At 67.5% G+C, this 17,003-nt stretch carries 12 protein-coding genes and 2 tRNA genes; 6 read left to right on the plus strand and 8 right to left on the minus strand.

Features of this window, described 5'->3' with window-relative positions; all coding sequences use genetic code 11:
* Positions 1–118 precede the first annotated feature (118 nt).
* The gene (locus LG334_RS11835) at positions 119–778 is read right to left on the minus strand and encodes a protein-L-isoaspartate O-methyltransferase (RefSeq protein WP_404378370.1); all 660 of its coding nucleotides are present in this window, start codon (positions 776–778) and stop codon (positions 119–121) included.
* A 285-nt stretch (positions 779–1,063) separates the two neighbouring features.
* Here LG334_RS11835 and LG334_RS11840 point away from each other — a divergent pair.
* The 5 genes from LG334_RS11840 (at position 1,064) to LG334_RS11860 (ending at position 5,691) form a co-directional block, all read left to right on the plus strand.
* Positions 1,064–1,137, plus strand: a tRNA-Cys gene (locus tag LG334_RS11840).
* Between the two features lie 17 nt (positions 1,138–1,154).
* Positions 1,155–1,229: transfer RNA gene (locus LG334_RS11845), tRNA-Asn, on the plus strand.
* A gap of 61 nt (positions 1,230–1,290) precedes the next feature.
* A complete protein-coding gene (hspQ, locus tag LG334_RS11850) occupies positions 1,291–1,623 on the plus strand; it encodes a heat shock protein HspQ (RefSeq protein ID WP_404378371.1) in 333 nt (110 codons plus the stop codon).
* A gap of 172 nt (positions 1,624–1,795) precedes the next feature.
* Positions 1,796–2,845 carry an SLAC1 anion channel family protein gene (locus LG334_RS11855; RefSeq protein ID WP_404378372.1) on the plus strand — a complete coding sequence of 350 codons (1,050 nt, stop codon included), beginning with the start codon at positions 1,796–1,798 and terminating at the stop codon, positions 2,843–2,845.
* Positions 2,846–2,976: 131 nt separating this feature from the next.
* A complete protein-coding gene (locus LG334_RS11860; RefSeq protein WP_404378374.1) occupies positions 2,977–5,691 on the plus strand; it encodes a GNAT family N-acetyltransferase in 2,715 nt (904 codons plus the stop codon).
* Here LG334_RS11860 and LG334_RS11865 read toward each other — a convergent pair.
* From LG334_RS11865 to LG334_RS11875, 3 genes are all read right to left on the minus strand, one after another.
* The gene (locus LG334_RS11865; RefSeq protein WP_404378375.1) at positions 5,681–6,691 is read right to left on the minus strand and encodes a hypothetical protein; all 1,011 of its coding nucleotides are present in this window, start codon (positions 6,689–6,691) and stop codon (positions 5,681–5,683) included. The two genes, LG334_RS11860 and LG334_RS11865, sit on opposite strands and share 11 nt — an antisense overlap.
* Before the next feature lie 18 nt (positions 6,692–6,709).
* Positions 6,710–7,531 (minus strand): FAD-binding oxidoreductase, encoded by an 822-nt coding sequence (locus LG334_RS11870; protein WP_404378376.1) that lies wholly within the window; start codon positions 7,529–7,531, stop codon positions 6,710–6,712.
* A gap of 245 nt (positions 7,532–7,776) precedes the next feature.
* Positions 7,777–11,040, minus strand: coding sequence for an EAL domain-containing protein (locus tag LG334_RS11875; RefSeq protein WP_404378377.1), 3,264 nt, complete (start codon positions 11,038–11,040; stop codon positions 7,777–7,779).
* Between the two features lie 284 nt (positions 11,041–11,324).
* On the opposite strand from LG334_RS11875, the gene LG334_RS11880 reads away from it, so the two are divergent.
* Entirely contained in the window at positions 11,325–12,689 is a 1,365-nt protein-coding gene (locus LG334_RS11880) for a TolC family outer membrane protein (protein ID WP_404378379.1), read from the plus strand.
* A gap of 100 nt (positions 12,690–12,789) precedes the next feature.
* On the opposite strand, the gene LG334_RS11885 is transcribed toward LG334_RS11880, so the two are convergent.
* The 4 genes from LG334_RS11885 to LG334_RS11900 are packed head-to-tail and all read right to left on the minus strand — an operon-like array spanning position 12,790 to position 16,981.
* A complete protein-coding gene (locus tag LG334_RS11885; protein WP_404386364.1) occupies positions 12,790–13,290 on the minus strand; it encodes a c-type cytochrome in 501 nt (166 codons plus the stop codon).
* Positions 13,291–13,313: 23 nt separating this feature from the next.
* Entirely contained in the window at positions 13,314–13,799 is a 486-nt protein-coding gene (locus LG334_RS11890; protein WP_404378380.1) for a c-type cytochrome, read from the minus strand.
* Between the two features lie 19 nt (positions 13,800–13,818).
* Complete coding sequence (locus LG334_RS11895) at positions 13,819–15,201, minus strand: ABC1 kinase family protein (RefSeq protein WP_404378382.1); 1,383 nt, start codon at positions 15,199–15,201, stop codon at positions 13,819–13,821.
* Positions 15,202–15,205: 4 nt separating this feature from the next.
* Positions 15,206–16,981 (minus strand): M3 family oligoendopeptidase, encoded by a 1,776-nt coding sequence (locus LG334_RS11900; protein ID WP_404378383.1) that lies wholly within the window; start codon positions 16,979–16,981, stop codon positions 15,206–15,208.
* Positions 16,982–17,003 lie beyond the last annotated feature (22 nt).

Here is a 17,003-nt window from a genome sequence, read left to right on the forward strand (position 1 = left end):
GTGATGTTCATGGTCCTGCGCGGCAACCGGCGGCGCAAGGGCCACTCCCGATACAGCTCCGGCCGCCACGCGGGACAGGCATGGCGGCCGGAACAGGAATGCGAGGCTGAAGGCCCGGTCAGAAGACGAACTTGGGCGCCGGCTCGAACCCCGGCAGCATCGGCACCTTGGCGTCGAAGGCGGTGCGGCGGCCAACCACGCCCTCGTTGCGGGTCACCAGCGTGGCCTGCCCGACCTCGGCATCGGCGTCGTCCTCGATCACCGCCACCAGGCGGCCGCCTTCCCGCAGCTGGTCAAGGATGGCCCTGGGCACGTCGGCGATGGCGCCGTCGAAAAAGATGGCGTCATAGGGCGACTGCTGAGGGTAGCCCTGGTCCAGCGGACCGCTGACCACGGCGACGTTGTCGATGTTCAGGTCGGCCATCAGGCGCGAGGCGCGGTCGGCGAGTTCCTGGTCCGCCTCCAGCGCGACCACGGTGGACGCCATGTGCGCCATGACGGCAGCGGAGTAGCCCGTGCCCGCGCCGATGACCAGGACCACGTCATCCTCCTGCACCGCGCACTCCTGCAGCAGGCGGGCGAGGATCATCGGCTCCATCAGGCAGCGGTCGTTGCCCAGCGGGATTTCCTCGTCCATGTAGCAGATGGACTGCATCGCCTTGGGCACGAACAGCTCGCGCGGGAGCGTCTTCATCGCGTTGAGCACCAGGGGGTCGGTGACCCGGTTGGTGCGGATCTGGCCCTCGACCATGTTGCGGCGAGCGATGGTAAAGTCCATGGAAGACCCCTCTGCGGTGCCGGGCGGCCCGTCGAATGAAAATTAAGTGCGGCGGTCGCGCGCCCGTCGTCTCGATCGATGCTGAAAAGGTGTCCCGCCCGTGCGGGTATGACGGCGGTCTTATAGCCCCGCCTCGCGCGAAAGACAATGGCGCGCTACATCGACACGGAAACCTGTTTTCCCAATAAGGTGTTGACCTCGGCCGTTCCAGTCCCTATAAAACGCGCCTCCCCCACGGGGGAGCACCGCAGACGGCGCCTTCGAGACGAAGACGCCCGACGCCAAGGCCCGGTGGCAGAGTGGTTATGCAGGGGACTGCAAATCCCCGTACATCGGTTCGATTCCGGTCCGGGCCTCCATATCTTGCTGGCGATGTTCCGGCGTAGCTCAACGGTAGAGCATGCGACTGTTAATCGCAGGGTTGTAGGTTCGAATCCTACCGCCGGAGCCACAGCCCCACGCAAGGGGCGCCCTTTCGCACCGCCAGCCATTCTTCGCGCTTCACGGGAGCCGTGTTGACCACGCAATCCAAGCCGCGACGCGCCCGGTTCTCCATCGGCCAGACCGTCCGCCACAAGAGCTATCGTTACCGCGGCATCGTGGTTGACGTCGATCCGTCGTTTCGCATGGACGACGCCTGGTACGCCGACCAGACCGAAAGGCAGCCGCCCAAGGACAAGCCTTGGTACCACGTGCTGGTGGACCAGACGGAAATGTCCACCTATGTCGCCGAACGCAATCTTCTGGCCGACGACACGGACGATCCCATCGACCACCCCGAGGTCGAGGAGTGGTTCAACGAGTCCGACGAAGGCCTCTACACACCGCTGTCGCGCCCCAACTGACGGCGCGGCACCGAGTCGGCATTTACGCAACGGTCCCAGTGCCGTCCCCCCCGTGCCGGCCGCCGTCGCGGGGTTTTGTTTGCGCGATTGACGGACCTCAATTACATTAGGTCCTGCTTATGTGATGGTGCGGTCGCATCCTCTTTTCGTTCGTGACCGGAGTTCGCACGTCATGTCCGAGGCCAACCGCCCCGATCCTGTCTCAGCTCCCGCCGACGCCGGGACCGGAACCGCGCCGGCCGGCGCAATTCCTGCCGCCACCAGCGCTGTCGGGCCGTGGCTCATGCATGTGCCGGTGCCACTGTTTGCGGTGGTGATGGGCGTGACCGGCCTGGGCATCGCCTGGCGAAAGGCCGCGCACACGGTTGCGGCGCCGGCGATGGTGGGCGAGGCGATCATGGCGCTCGCGGCGGTGCTGTTCGTCGCGATCACGGTGCTCTACGCTATCAAGGCGCTGCGTTTCCCCCAGGCGGTGAAGAAGGAGTTCGCGCACCCGATCCGCGCCAACTTCTTTCCGGCCTTTTCCATCGCCATCCTTCTGCTTTCCATCGGCGCCATCCCGCACGCCCCGACCCTGGCGCTGTGGATGTGGACGGTGGGCGCCGTGCTGCACATCACCCTGACGGTGACGCTGCTCAAGCGGTGGATCCTGCATGACATCCACATCGCGCACTCCAACCCGGCCTGGTTCATTCCCATCGTCGGCAACATCATCGTGCCCCTGACGGGCAGCCACTTCGGCTTTACCGAGGTGGCATGGTTCTTCTTTTCCATCGGCGTGGTGTTCTGGCTGGTGCTGATGACGCTGCTGATCTACCGCATCATTTTCCATGACCCCATGCCGGCAAAAATCCTGCCGACGCTGTTCATCTTCATGGCGCCCCCGGCCGTCGGCTACCTGTCCTACATGGCGCTGACGGACGGCGTGGTGGACGGCTTCGCGCGGGTGTTGATCTACACCGGTCTGTTCATCGCCCTGCTGCTGCTGAGCATGACGCGCACCTTCCTGAAGGTGCCCTTCGCGGTGTCCTGGTGGGCGTTCACCTTTCCAAGCGCTGCCCTGGCCTGTGCGGTACTCGATTATGGTGCCCGCGTCGGTGCGCCTGCCGGGCTGACGGCTCTGGGCTGGGGCCTGCTGGGGCTGGCGACCGTGATCATTGCCACGGTCTTCATCCGCACGACGGTGGCCCTTGTCGGCGGGCACCTGTTCGTGCCCGAATGATCGGGGGCCGCCGAACGGCATAAGGCGCAAAGGGGTCGGCCGTAAGTCGTGCCGCCCCCTTTCTTGTTGCACCGCAAACTCAGGGCGTTAGGCTGACCCCATCCTTCTGGGCACCGATGACGAGGGGGGTCATGAGCGTCCGCAACCTGAAATGCCTGTTCAAGCCGGGGTCGGTCGCCGTCGTCGGCGCATCCAATTCCGAGATGGCCATCGGCGGCATCGTCATGCGCAACCTTCTGCGCGGCGACTTCGGCGGTCCCATCATGCCGGTCACCCGTTCCGCCAAGGCGGTGCAAGGGGTGCTCGCCTATCCCGACATCGCCAGCCTGCCGCTGGCGCCGGAACTGGCCGTCATCTGCACGCCGCCCGAGGATGTGCCGCAGGTGGTGGACGAACTGGGCGCGCGCGGCACCCGGGCGGCCGTGATCGGCTCGGCCGGCATGGGCAGGGCCGAGGGCGCCGACGGCCGCTCCGCCATGGACCAGGTCCAGGACATCGCCCGCAAATACGGAATGCGCATCCTCGGCCCCAACAGCATGGGCCTGATGGTTCCCCACATGGGGCTGAACGCCAGTTCGTTGCACCTGCCGGCGCGTCAGGGGCGGCTGGCCTTCGTGTCGCAGTCGGGCGCCCTGTGCGCCTCCGTGCTGGACTGGGCGCATACGCACGGCGTCGGATTCTCGCACTTCATGTCCATTGGCGAGGCGGTGAACACCGACTTCGGCGACCTGCTGGACTACCTGGGCAGCGATCCACAGACCAACGCAATCCTGCTCTACATCCAGTCGGTCAAGGACCGCCGCAACTTCATGTCGGCCGCCCGCGCCGCCGCCCGCAACAAGCCGGTGCTCGCCATCAAGGCGGGCCGGCACGAACAGGCGAGCCGTGCCGTCTACAGCCACACGGGTGCCCTGGCGGGTTCGGACCAGGTCTACGACGCCGCCTTCCGCCGCGCCGGCATGCTGCGGGTGTACGATTTCGAGGAACTGTTCGCCGCCGTCGAGACCCTCGGCCGCTCGCGCCGCCTGAAGGGCGACCGGCTGGCGATCGTCACCAACGGCGGCGGCATCGGGATCATGGCCGCCGACGACCTGCTGGGGCTGGACGGCCGGCTGGCGGACCTGTCGGACGACACCATCGAGAAACTGAACAAGGTGTTGCCCGGCATCTGGTCGGGCGGCAATCCCATCGACCTCATCGGCGATGCGCCGCCGGACCGTTATCTGGAGACGCTGAAGATCCTGCACGCGGCCAAGGAAGTGGATGCCATACTGGTCATGCACGTCCCGGTCGCCATGGTGGACGCGACGGCCGTGGCCCAGTCGGTCATAAACTTTGCCAAGGAAAAGCGCACCGCCCACATCGGCACCTGCTGGGTCGGCGACGAGGGAGTCCGCGATGCCCGCCGCCTGTTCGCCGAGTCGAACATTCCCACCCTGGACACGCCGGATCAGGCCGTGCGCGCCTTCATGCACACGGTGCAGTACCAGCGCAACCAGGAACTGCTGATGGAAACGCCGGCGTCGCTGGCGACCGACTTCCAGCCGGCGACGGAAACGGCGCGCTCCATCATCCGCGACGTACTGGCGCGCGGCGACTCCATGCTGTCGGAACCCGAGGCCAAGGCGGTCCTGCTGGCCTATGGCGTGCCCACGGTGGAAACCCACATCGCCAAGACGCCTGACGAGGTGGAGCGGCTGACCGCGCGGATGGGGCACGCGGTGGCGCTCAAGATCATGTCGCCCGACATCGGCCACAAGTCCGACGTCGGCGGCGTTGTACTGGACCTGAACACGCCCGAGGAAGCCCGACAGGCCGCGGAAAAGATGGAAAGCCGCCTGCGCCGCATCTTCCCCGAAGCGCGCCTTGACGGATTTTCCGTACAGACCATGGCCCGGCGCACCGGCGCACACGAATTGATCGTCGGCGTGTCCACCGATCCCATCTTCGGTCCCGTCATCCTGTTCGGCCAGGGTGGCCTGGCGGTGGAGGTGATCGGCGACCGCGCCGTGGCCCTGCCGCCCATGAACATGACGCTGGCGAAGGAGGTCATCGGCCGCACCCGCGTTTCCAAGCTTCTGGAGGGGTATCGCGGCCGGCCGCCGGCGGACACTGAAAGCATCAGCCGCGCGCTGATCCAGGTCAGTCAGCTCATCACCGACATCCCCGAGATCGTCGAGCTGGACATCAACCCGCTGTTCGCCGATGCCGACGGCGTGCTGGCCGTCGACGCCCGCATGCGGGTGCAGGAGGCCCCGACGGTGGCGGCGGACCGGCTTGCGATCCGCCCCTACCCGCGCGACCTGGAAGAGATTTTCACCATGCGCAACGGGCGCAAGGTGATGCTGCGGCCGATCCGCCCCGAGGACGAGCCCAACCACCACGTCTTCGTCAGCCGCTTGACGCCCGAGGACATCCGCTTCCGGTTCTTCGGCTTGGTGCAGGAACTGCCGCACAGCCAGATGGCGCGCCTGACGCAGATCGACTACGACCGGGAGATGGCCTTCATCGCCGTCGGCAAGGACGAGGAAGGGCATGACGAAACGCTGGGCGTGGTGCGCACCGTCACAGACCCGGACAACGACACGGCCGAGTTCTCCATCGTCATCCGCTCCAACCTCAAGGGCGGCGGCCTTGGCATTCGCATGATGGAAAAGATGATCGAGTACTGCCGCGCGCGCGGCACCAAATACATGGTCGGTCAGGTGCTCAAGGAGAACCAGCGCATGCTCAAGTTCGTGGAGCACCTGGGCTTCAAGCGCACCGCCACCATAGACATCGACATCGTCGAAGTGACGCTGGACCTGCAGAACACGCCGACCCAGCAGGAGCCGTTTACCGGCTGACCGCCGCCGGCAGCGGACAAACGGCCAGCGCGCTGTCGGCCACCGATCCGATCACCAGCCGGTCGCCCGCCGCGACCGCGCTGGTGGCAGCGGCCAGTATGGTGCCGTCGGGATCGTCGAACAGGACACGCTCCGGCCCCGTCCCGTGCGGTTTCATTGCCACGACTCGCGAGCCCGGCGGGTCGAATCCCAGCCAGTCCTGGCGCGAGAGCATGAGCCGCAGGCCGCCTGTCAACACCGCCACGGCAACGCGGCCGTCGGGCAGCACCGCGAGGTTGTCCGGCGGCCCGTTCAGCGGCACATGCGCCGCGGTTGTTCCTTCAGGCGTCAGGACTGTCAGTCGGTCGGCCCGCGTTTCCGCCACCACCACCCGCCCGTCGTCCAGTCGGACGATGCCGTTGGCGAAGGCCAGGCCGTCCGCGAAGGGCGCGGCCTGGCCTGGACGGATGATCTTCGCGCGGGCGAGGGGAACCGCCACCTCCAGCAGCCGGCCGAGGCCGCTTTCCGAGCCCCGGTCAATGGTGACCAGCCACCCGCCCTGCCCGTCCGGTGCGACGTCGTTGGCCCGCGACAGGCGCTCGTCTTCACGGATTTCGGGCGCTGCGAGCCTGCCGTTTTCACCGACGGGGAAGACTAGCAGCCGCGACCTCTTGCGCCGGTCGCGGTGGTCGATGACGGCCAGTGCGGCCCCGGCGTCGTCCAGGGCGATGCCGTGGGGAAAGGTGGCCGCGCCGGCATCCACCCGCGCCGCCGTGCCCGCCTCCAGACGCGCGGCCGGAAGGGCATAGAGGCCGCCGCCGGCCTTGCCGGCGCGATCATGGGCGGAAATGTAGAGGGTGCCGGAAGGGGAATGAAACGCAAGGTCCTCCGGCCCCACAATGGCCGCGCCGGATTCGATGTCGGTCAGCGGAACGCGCAGGCAGTCGAGCGGCTGGGCCAGCGCCGCAGAGGCCGTCAGCGCCAGCAGTCCGGCCAGAACGCTCCCCTTGCGCAGCCTCATGTTTCCCCTGCCCGTGCGTCAGTCGTACTTTTCGGTCCGCACGTTATAACCCAACTCGGTCAGCGTGGTGCGCGCATTGTCGACCATGCCGGGATGACCGCAGGCATAGGCCGCCGTGTCGGCCGCAGGAAGGTCGAAGCGCCGGCGCACGGCGGGAATCAAGCTTTCCGCCCTGCCCTTCGCGCCCTGCCAGCCCGCGTTGCGCGGATCATCGGGACGGCTGACGGTGGGGATGTAGGTCAGCAGATCGGGGCGGCGACGCGCCAGGTCCGCCAACTCCGCGTCATAGCCGAACTCGTCTCCGTGACTCGCGCCGTGGACCAGAACGCAGTTCAAATCCCGCCGCCCGCGGTGCAGCGCGTCGCGCAGGATGCTGACGAAGGGGTTCACGCCGGTCACGGTGGCGAGCATGAGGTGCCGAGCCGCGCGGTCGTCCAGGGAAATGCCGCCCTTGGGCGCGCCGGCGATTTCCACCCGGTCCCCTGCCTTGAGGCGCGCGATCCTAGAGGTCATGCGGCCCTGGGGGACGATCTCGACGTAGAACTCCAGGTGTGGCTCGTGCGGGGCCGAGGCCAGGGTATAGCGCCGCCGCGTACCCTCCAGTTCAAGGCGCAGCGATTGACCGGGCGTGTAGCTGAGCCCGGCGGGCTTGGCGAGGAAGAGGCGCAACAGGTCCGGCCGCACCCGGCGCACCTCAAGCACCTCGCCGCCCTGCCCCGTCACCTCCGGTAGCGGTGCCGGTTCGGCGGCCGTTTCCGCGGCGGGAGCCGTGGCGCGTGGCGCCCGTTTGCGCTCCTCTGCCGGCCGGGCGTTGTGCGCCGCGGCGGCGGAGCGGCGCACGGGGGCAGTCCGGGCATCCGGCGGAGAGGGCGACGCGGCGGCTGCGGGATGATTGCGCCGGCGCGCACGCTCCTCGGCCGGCAGGTCGTTGAGGGAGTTCGCCTGTCTGGCCGAGACGGCTCGGCCGCGCGGCGGGCGGTGCAGCATGTCGGGTCCCGTTGCGTGTTTGCGAGGGTGGCTCGGCAGTGTCTTCCACGACACCAACGCGCGGGAACGCCAATGGTGTCAAAGCCTTCGCGGCCGGATCACGCCCCGGCCGCCGTTCCGGCCGTTGCCTCGGGCACCAGGGTTTCACCGGCCGCTTCGCGCCGCAGCAGGTCGGCGATCTGATCGGCGGGCATGGGGCGGCCGAAGTAGTAGCCCTGGGCCACATCGCAGTTCTCGGCGCGAAGGTAGGCGTAGGTCTCCAGGTCCTCCACGCCCTCGGCCACCACGCGCAGCCCAAGCGAGTGCCCAAGGTTGATGGTGGCGCGCGCGATGACGGCGTCATTGGCGTCGGTGGTGATGTGGCGCACGAAGCTCTGGTCCACCTTCAGCTTGTCCACCGGGAACTGCTTCAGGTAGCTGAGCGACGAATACCCGGTGCCGAAATCGTCGATGGCAAGCTGGATGCCCAGGTCCGACAGGTCCGTCAGAAGCTCGATGGCCTGGCGGGCGTCCTGCATGAGCATGCTTTCCGTCAGCTCCATCTCGATGCTGGTCGGGTCGACCTGATGCTCGGCGATCAGCGCCTTGATGCGGTCGATGATGCCGTCCTGGCGGAACTGCACCGCCGAGATGTTGATGGCCATGGTGATGGGCGGCAGGCCGTCGTCCAGCCAGGCGCGGCTCTGGCGCATGGCCTCGGACATCACCCACTCGCCGATGGGCAGGATCAGGCCGCTGTCCTCGGCGACGGGAATGAAGCGCGCCGGCGAGACCATGCCCTGTTCCGGGTGCTGCCAGCGCAGAAGCGCCTCGACGCCGATGACGCGGCCCGTGGCGACGCTGATCTGCGGCTGGTAGAACAGCGTCAGTTCGTCCCGCTCCACGGCCCGACGCAGGTCGCCTTCGATGCCCAGTCGCACCTGGGCCTCGGCGTTCATTTCCGAGCTGAAGAAATAGTACGACGCCGTTTCCGAGCGGATGGCCCGGTACATGGCCATGTCGGCGTTCTTGATGAGGTGGTCCGGGTCCTCGCCGTCCTGCGGGAAGATGGCGATGCCGACGTTGGCGCCCAGGTGGATTTCGTGGCCGTCCATGTCGACCGTGGTGCCCACGGCGTCCACCACCTTCTTCGCCAGCACGGCGGCGGCCTCGGCGTTGGACAGGTCGCTCTGGATGACGGCGAACTCGTCACCGCCGATGCGGGCCACCGTGTCGGCATCCTCGGCCACCAGCTGGATTCGCTCGGCCATGGTGGACAGCAGCTGGTCGCCCGCCGCGTGGCCCAGGGTGTCGTTGATGCGGCTGAAGCGGTCCAGGTCCACGAACATCACCGCCAGCGCCTTCTGCATGCGCCGCGCGTGGCTGACCGCCTGGTGCAGCCGGTCGCGGAACAGCACGCGGTTGGGCAGGCGCGTCAGCGTGTCGTAGTTGGCGAGATAGCGGATGCGCTCCTCTGCCCGCTTGCGCTCGGTCACGTCCTCGTGGATGGCGACGAAGTGTGTGATCTTGCCGTGTTCGTCGGTGATCGGCGCCACCGTCTGGTCGACGGTGTAAAGCGTCGCGTCCTTGCGGCGCTCCACCATCTCGCCGCGCCACACCCGGCCGCCTTTCACCGTGCGCCACAGGCTGGCGTAGGTTTCGGGGCTTTGAACGCCCGACTTCAGCACGGCGGGCGTCTTGCCCAGCACGTCCTTGCGGTCGTAGCCCGACAGGCGGGTAAATGCGTCGTTGACCCACTCGATGCTGCCGTTGAGATCGGTGATGAAGATCGCATTGGCCGCCGCCGCCATGGCCGTGCCCTGCAGGCGCAGGCGCTCCTGGTCACGCACGATCTGGAAGGCCGATCCCAGACGGCCGCCGGCCCGCGCGATTCGGGCGATGTCGGGCCGGCTCAGGTGGGCGGTGTCGCCGGCGAGCACGATGACGCCGACCACCTCGTTCTGCGCGTGCAGGGGCACCGCCGTCACGCCGTCGAGTCCCAGGGCCTTGATGGCGCGCACGCAGGGACCGGGCGGCCCCACGAGTTCCGAAACGGTCACCTGCTGCGTCTTGCCCAGGCGCACGGCCTCCGCCGCGGGGCAGAACTCGGGCATGGCCGCATCCCAGCGGATCTCGCCTTCAAAGGAGACCTCCGGCGCCCTTTCGCCGGCCGTGCCCCGCAGGCTGACCGTGCCGTCCAGTTCCTTGGTGCCGATCCACACCAGCGGAAGATTGCTGACCTCGGCCATGCGCTCGGCGGCCATGCCGGCGACCTGGTCGAGCGAGGCACCGCGGAAGGCCTGCTGGTCGAGCCTCTGGAGCAGGTCGTCCAGATGTTCGGTCACCAGGGCTTCCGAGATGTCGCGCACGACGGCCACGTGGTGCAGGCCTTGGGCATCGCGCATGCAGGCCACGCGCAGGTCGATGGTCATGAGTCCGCCATCGCCCCGCCGCGCCTGCGTGCGGGTCACGCGCACGGCGCGGCCGTCGTCGCCCAGTCCGCTCGAGGTCTCGACGATGAGGCCCCCTTCGGGATTCGCGCCACGCTCTTCCGCCGGCAGGACGCGGGCGGCGGGGCCGCCGACGACCGTCACCGCATGCATGCCGAAGATGCGCTCTGCCTCGGCGTTGAAATCCGACACGCGACCGTCGGCGCCCACGGTGACGATGCCGTCGGCAACCGTGTTGAGAACCGCGCGGATGTGATCCTCGCGCGCGGCCGCCACGCGCTCCGCCTCGACCGCCGCCTCACGCGCGGCGGCAAGCTCCTTGGCCTGGCGGCGCTGCACCAGCACGATGAACCCGACGGCGATGGCCATGGTCAGGCCCTGGGCGATCAGGAAGCCGATGGGCGCCAGCTCGGGATCACGCCCGAGGAAGGGATAGCCCAGCGTGTGCGCAGCCCAGGCGACGAAAAGGGCGGCGATGTAGGTGAAGTTGTCCCGCTGTTCCGCCCGCCGTGCCCAGAAGGCCCAGGCGGTGATCAGCATGACCCCCGCCATGAAGACGTACTGCGGCAAGGTGGTCCACAGGAACGACAGGTCCAGCATGGCCGCCGTCAGCGCCCAGCCGACCGCCGTCGCCAAAAGCACAGCGAACACCGCCGGACGAGCCCGGTTGCCGAGGAACCGCCACGTGCCGGCCAGCAGCAGAACGGCCGTCAGTCCGTTCAGGCTTTCGGAGACGAACAGGATTCCGGGATCGTAGGTCAGCGGGTCCGGCGCAACGACAAGAAGCTGCAGCGCGTGCACGAAGAACGACAGGGCCCAGAGTTTCAGCCCGCCCGCCGCGTTCGGCAGACGCGCGAGATAGGCCAGGGCCACGGCGAGCACCACCGAGCCCAACACCGCGCCCACCACCGCCGCCGACAGCGAAAAGGCCATGTTTCCCCACTCTCCCGTATCGGTTGCCGGAGTCACGCCGCCGCGACACCCTCCGGGGGTCGAACGAAGTGTACCATCCGAAGGCAGTAGCACCTTCCCCCTTCGGACTCAACCGCGATGAAAGTCGGGGGCGGCATTGCGCGCCTTGCTGATCACCCCAGCCGCGCTGGAAGGGACCGGATGGTCTCGCGCCTGGGTAGAAAAGTCTTGCCTGACCGCTTTACGTCAGGATGCTGCTGCGCTATAGAGACCCAATGCCAAGTATCTTTTGGGGGATGGGGAAAGTGCTTCGTACGTCTTCGGCCGTATACTTCTGCGTCCTGGCCGCAATGGGCTCCGCTCAAGCGCAGGCTGCACCTCTCGCGGAAGAGGTCACGTCGCTGCTGGCCGGCAACCCCCGCATCGAGGCGGCGCGCAACAACCTCAGGGCGGCGGAGAAGGGTATCGACGAGGCGTTCGGCGACTATCTGCCGCGCCTGGATCTGCGCGCCGACATGGGGCACCTCTACGCAGACAGCCCGACACGCCGGGCGCAGGGTCAAGACCTATATGCGGCAGGACGCGAAACCGCGACCCTGACGCTGACGCAGAAAATCTGGGACGGCGGCGCGCGGGAAGCGGAATACCAGTCCGCCAAGCTTCAGCGCGATGCCGCCGCCGCGGCGGTCAACGCCACCGTGCAGGAAGTCGTTCTCGAGGCAGCCACCGCTTACATGACGGTGCTGCGCCAGACCCGCCTGCTCGAACTGTCGCGCGAAAACGAGCGCAACATCATGGAGCAACTGAACCTGGAGAACGAGCGCGTGCAGCGCGGCTCGGGCATCGCCGTGGACGTCCTACAGGCCAAATCGCGGCTGCAGATCGCCAAGGAACGCCGCGTCGCCGTTGAGGGTGCCCTGCGCGACGCACAGGCGCGCTACCTTCAGGTGTTCGGAACCCCCGCCGTGATCGACACCATGACGCGGCCGCGCCCGCCCGTCGACCTGCTGCCCGAAACGCTGGATGCCGCCATCGAGATCGCCCGCACCGAGAACCCGGCGGTGACTTCGGGCGCCAAGCAGATCGCCATCGCCGACGAGCGCCGCGATCTGGCGGAGTCGGGTTATTACCCGCGCTTCAACCTGGAGCTTTCCGGCACCTACGAGAACGACGTGGATCCGCACCTGCGGGACGCGCCCGGCATGAACCGCGAGTTCTCGGCGCTGGTGACCGCCAACTGGAACATCTTCAACGGTTTTGCGACCAAGGCCGCCGTCGCCCGCACGGCCTTCGAACATGCCGCCGCGCGTGACACCCAGGCGCAGACCCTGCGCCGGGTAGGCGAGCAGGTGCGCGTGGCGTGGGAGGCCCTGCAGACGGCGCGGGAGCGCGTTGCGCTGCTGGGGAACGCCGTGACCATCGCGCAAGAGGTTTACGACGCCCGTCAGCGCCTTCGCCAGTCGGGCCGCGACACGGCGCTGAACGTGCTGGACGCCGAGAACGAGGTGTTCACGGCACGCATCAACTACACCTCCGCCCTGTTCGAGGCACAGATCGCCACCTATCGCCTGCTGGCCGCCATGGGCCGCCTGGACCCCGATGTCCTGGACCAGGTGGCCGCCGGCTCGGGCGAGCCGGGCACCACAAGTCTCGCGGCCGTGGAAGGCTGACACCGGTACCCTCGCCCGAGGGCGGCGCGGACCGTACGAACAACGGCGCGTCCGGACGACTTGTCCGACGCGCCGTTGTTTTCCGCTGAATTTCTGCCGCCTAAAAGGGCTTTTTGTAGTCCTTGTGGCAGGCCCGGCAAGACAGGGCGACCTCCTTGAAGGCGGCGGAGATGTCGTCGGCCGTGCTGGCCGGATCGGTGGCGGCCTTCAGCGCGACGGCCTTGCCCGTCGCCTCTTCCGCCAGCGCTGCAAACGCCTCGGGCTCTTCCCACACCGCGTCCAGCGCGTTCGAGCCGCGAATTTGCGTCCCCTCGGGAAAGAGCACCGGAATCTCGCGGGTGTTGCGCTCGATGAGCTCGGCCAGTTGAGCCGCCTTGACAGCGTCGAAGGGCGCTTCCTCTTCGACCATCTTGGCCAGCTCGCTCATGGCGCGCTTCATGCCCTTCATGGTGTCTTCCCGGGCGTGGAGCACTGCCACTACATCCAGGCCTCGCAGCTCCTTCTCAAGAATTTCCTGCTGGGCGACGGCGGGCGCGGCGGCACCAGCCACGGCTGCGGACAGGCCCAGGGCGCCGGCCAGCGCGAGCCGGGTAACGTTCATCGACACGGTCTTCATCCCCTGCGTCAGTCGTCGTCTTTCTTGAAATCGTCGTGGCAGGTCCGGCAGGTCTCCGCCACCTCCTTGACCGCCGGCGCAATGGCGTCCGCCTCGCCTGCCCCGTCGACCGCCTCCCGCAGCGCGGCGGCCGCCTCCAGCGCTCCCGCCGCGCTGTCGCGGAACGCTTGCGGCTCCTCCCACACTGCGGGCAGGGCATGGCCCCGTTCGTAGTAGGTGGATTCCGGCGGATAGAAATCCGGAATGCGCGTCGAGACGCCGTGAATGACGGCGGCAGCCTCGGCGGCGTGGGCGGCGTTGAAGGGGGCCTCCCCCTTCACCATGGGAACGAGGACCTTCATGGCGTCCTTCATGTCCTTCATGGCCGCCTGACGCTCTTCCACCAAGGGCGGCGCGCCTTTGGTGTGCGAGGCAGCCGGCAGCGCCACAAGCACCCCCGCCCCGGCGATCATCAGGCCCGGCATCAGTGCGAGGACGGGGCGGCTGCGGATCATGTCCGGTACTCCTTGCGGCTTAATCGGCGACAGTGGCCTTGTCCTCTGCCACGGAGAGGCCCACCGCGTCCAGGGCTTTCCGCTGCCGCTCCGCCACGGCATCGGCGTCGAAGTCGCCGATGAGGTCGTGGAAAAGCTGGTACCAGTTACGCTGGGCCTTGAGGTGAAGGAACACCGATCCCAGCCCGATGGCCGCCCGGTCCATGAGCACGAACTCGCGCGGCGGAGTCACGCCGCCCACGCGCCGCAGATCGGCGTGGACCTTCTCGGCCACCTCGCGGCCGTAGACGCCCGAGTTGGTGTCGGCAATCCCGCGCTCCCGGTCTTCCAGCAGCGGCGCATAGATGAAGGCCGCCCACTGGTTCAGGACGTCGATCATGTCGTTGGACAGGTTCTTGAAGCCCCAGGTCTCGTAGGCCGACACCGCAAGGGCGCGATCGTCGCGCTGGAGCGCCCAGTACAGATCGATGACGCCCTTGACGAAGCTCGGCCGGAAGACGCGCACGGCGCCGAAGTCCAGCAGGTTGATGGTGTCGTCGGCGCGGACCGTGTAGTTGCCCAGGTGTGGATCGCCGTGAATGACGCCGTAGCGGTAGAACGGCACGTACCAGGCCCGGAACATGTGGTAGGCGATGCGGTTGCGCTGCTCCAGGTCGGCGTTGTCGGCGACCTTCAGCAGCGGCGCGCCGTCCAGCCACGTCATGGTCAACAGCCGGCGGGTGGACAGGTCCTCGACCGGCTCGGGCACATGCACGGTGGGCTCGTCGGCCAGCATGCGCGTGTAGAGCCGCATGTTGCGGGCCTCGCGGGTGTAGTCCAGTTCCTCCCGCAGGCGGTCGGCGATCTCTGCGTGGATCTCGCTGGGGTCGATGGCGCGGTCGTAGCGGCGATAGATGGAGATGATGATCTTCAACTGCCGCAGGTCCGCCTCCACCACCGACTCCATGTCGGGATACTGGAGCTTGCAGGCCAGCTTGCGCCCGTCGTGATGGACGGCCTTGTGAACCTGGCCGAGCGACGCGGCGGCCGATGCCTCGTGATCGAAGCTCTGGAAGCGCCGCTGCCATGTCGGGCCCAGTTCCGACGTCATGCGACGCTTGACGAAGGGCCAGCCCATGTGCGGCGCGTTGGCCTGCAACTGGGCCAGTTCCAGCGTGTACTCCTCGGGCAGCGCTTCGGGGATGGTGGACATGATCTGCGCCACCTTCATGAGCGGACCCTTCAGCCCGCCCAGCGCCGCCTTCAGCTCGGCGGCGTGCTGGCCCTTGTCCAGCTTGAGCCCCAGATAGCGCTCGCCGGCCCAGCGGGCGGCAAGGCCGCTGACGGCCCCGCCCACCTGAGCATACCGGCGGATGCGGCCGCCGAAGCGGCGTTCGTCGCGGTCCCGAGGAGTTTCGGCCATGGGATCAGGAAACCTCTTCCAGTTCATCGATGAAGCCGGAAATCACCGTCAGCCCCCGCTTCCAGAAGGCGGGGTCGGAGGCGTCCAGCCCGAAGGGCGCCAGCAGGTCCTTGTGGGTCTTCGTGCCGCCCGAGCGCAGCATGTCCAGGTACTTCTTCTGGAAGCCCTCATGCCCTTCCAGGAAGACCGAGTACAGGGCGTTCACCAAGCAGTCGCCGAAGGCATAGGCGTAGACGTAGAACGGCGAGTGGATGAAGTGCGGGATGTAGGCCCAGTAGTTCCGATATTCGTCGTCGAAGCGGAAGGCGTCGCCCAGGCTTTCGCGCTGGCACTGCATCCAGATTTCGCCCAGCCGCTCCTCCGACAGTTCGCCGCCCCGGCGCTCGTCGTGGACGTGACGCTCGAACTCGTGGAAGGCAATCTGACGCACCACGGTGTTGAGCATGTCCTCCACCTTGCCGGCCAGCATGACGCGGCGGCGGGTCGGGTCGCTTTCGGCGTCGACCATGGAACGGAAGGTCATCATCTCGCCGAAGACGCTGGCGGTTTCGGCCAGCGTCAGCGGCGTCGCGGACAGAAGCGGTCCCTGCTCGCCCGCCAGCACCTGATGGCAGCCGTGACCCAGCTCGTGCGCGAGCGTCATCACATCGCGGCCCCGGCCCATGAAGTTGAGCAGCAGGTAGGGATGGACGCTCGGCACGGTGGGGTGCGCGAAGGCGCCCGAGGCCTTGCCGGCGCGGGCCGGCACGTCGATCCACGGATTGTCGAAGAACTTCTGGCCGATGTCCGCCAGTTCCGGTGAGAAGCGCGAATACGCCGACAGCACCGTCTCGCGCGCCTCGTCCCAGGAATAGGTGCGGTCGATGTCCTCGGGCAGCGGCGCGTTGCGGTCCCAGTAGTCCAGCTTCTCCATGCCCATCCACCGCGCCTTCAGGCGGTAGTATCGGTGGCTGAGGTCGCCGTAGCTGTCCTTGACGGCGGTGACGAGGGCGTCGACCACCTCGTCCTCCACCTGATTGGCCAGGTTGCGCGACGACACCGGCCGGGCATAGCCGCGCCAGCGGTCCTCGATCTCCTTGTCCTTGGCCAGCGTGTTGGTGATCAGCGAGAACAGCCGCATGTTGTCGCCCAGCACCGTGCCCATCACCTTGGCGGCGGCCTTGCGTTTTTCCGGCTCGCGCGAGGACAGGCGATCGGTGACCTGGGTGATGGTCAGTTCCTCGCCGTTCACGGGGAAGCGCAGGGACGCCATGGTTTCGTCGAACAGGCGCACGAAGGAGCCGCGCCCGGCGACTTCCTTCTCGTGCAGCATCTTTTCCAACTCGTCTGACAGCTGGTGGGCGCGGAAGGCGCGGATGTCGCGAATCCAGGGCCCGTAGCGGGCGGCATCGGGAACCTTCAGCATCTCCTCCAGCTTGGAGTCGTCGATGCGGTTGATCTCCAGCGTGAAGAAGATCAGGTGTGCGCTGATCTCGGTGCCCCTCTCCTGGATGTCCTGATAGAAGCGGCCAATTTCGGGATTGGAGACGTCGGAGGCGTGCAGCAACTGCGCGAAGGAAAAGATGCGGTGCAGGATCTCGGTGATGCGCTCGTAGTCGCCGATGGCATTTGCGAAGGAGCCACCATCGAGGTTGGCGACGCGGCCCGCGTGCTTTTCCTCGAAAGCGATGGAATCGCGGCCGGCGCGTTCCAGGTCGCGTTTCAATTCTTCAGACTGCGGGCCCGGATAAAGGTCCGTCAGGTCCCATCGGGGCAGGCTGGACGCGGCGGCTTCGGACATGAGCGCTCTCTCTCCTCCGTTC

This window comes from Caenispirillum salinarum (assembly GCF_044803115.1).
GTDB lineage: Bacteria > Pseudomonadota > Alphaproteobacteria > Rhodospirillales > Rhodospirillaceae > Caenispirillum > Caenispirillum salinarum_A.

Coding starts and splice junctions, on each gene's coding strand:
- LG334_RS11835 (WP_404378370.1), bottom strand. CDS start 778: ATGGACTTTACCATCGCTCGCCGCAACATGGTCGAGGGCCAGATCCGC.
- LG334_RS11855 (WP_404378372.1), top strand. CDS start 1,796: ATGTCCGAGGCCAACCGCCCCGATCCTGTCTCAGCTCCCGCCGACGCC.
- LG334_RS11860 (WP_404378374.1), top strand. CDS start 2,977: ATGAGCGTCCGCAACCTGAAATGCCTGTTCAAGCCGGGGTCGGTCGCC.
- LG334_RS11865 (WP_404378375.1), bottom strand. CDS start 6,691: ATGAGGCTGCGCAAGGGGAGCGTTCTGGCCGGACTGCTGGCGCTGACG.
- LG334_RS11875 (WP_404378377.1), bottom strand. CDS start 11,040: ATGGCCTTTTCGCTGTCGGCGGCGGTGGTGGGCGCGGTGTTGGGCTCG.
- LG334_RS11885 (WP_404386364.1), bottom strand. CDS start 13,290: ATGAACGTTACCCGGCTCGCGCTGGCCGGCGCCCTGGGCCTGTCCGCA.
- LG334_RS11890 (WP_404378380.1), bottom strand. CDS start 13,799: ATGATCCGCAGCCGCCCCGTCCTCGCACTGATGCCGGGCCTGATGATC.
- LG334_RS11895 (WP_404378382.1), bottom strand. CDS start 15,201: ATGGCCGAAACTCCTCGGGACCGCGACGAACGCCGCTTCGGCGGCCGC.
- LG334_RS11900 (WP_404378383.1), bottom strand. CDS start 16,981: ATGTCCGAAGCCGCCGCGTCCAGCCTGCCCCGATGGGACCTGACGGAC.